The sequence below is a fragment of the Vibrio sp. 03_296 genome (genome assembly GCF_002265885.1).
The window spans coordinates 1-443 of sequence record NZ_NPKW01000377.1; the positions used below are offsets into that span (position 1 = coordinate 1).

2 pseudogenes are annotated in these 443 nt (G+C 45.8%); both read right to left on the minus strand.

Going from position 1 to position 443, the window contains the following annotated elements:
- Nucleotides 1-206, minus strand: a pseudogene (locus CIK04_RS24780) (hypothetical protein); the annotation flags it as partial.
- 82 nt (nt 207-288) lie between these two features.
- Nucleotides 289-443, minus strand: a pseudogene (locus CIK04_RS24785) (oxidoreductase); the annotation flags it as partial.

Sequence of the window (443 nt, forward strand, 5' to 3'; positions counted from 1 at the left end):
AGCAATTGCTGCAAGCGTTCGTCCAACATTGCTTCTTGCTCGTTTTCCAATGTCACATAGTCATCGACATATTCGAGCACCACCCAATCGAGGTTGGTGTATAGAAATTTATTGGAACAGCCTAATAAAATAAAGGCCAAAGCAAGATAACTCAACGTCCGCCAAGTGGCTTTATTTCGCCCCAAACTTCCACATCCTAGTGTCATCAAACATCCTTTTTTCGCCCAAGCGATGCGTTATACGCGTGTGCATCAGTGACGGTTCACCCGCCACTGATTCTTTTTTTTTCTATGGCACACCATGGCCTTTTGAAGCCACCCACACTCGATACCACTGTTCACGGCTTAGCTCAATTTGCAATGCATTCACGGCACTTTGAACTCGCTCTATTTTCGCCTGAACCAATGATAGGAATCGGTAGCGATGGCAGCTTTCTCACCCAA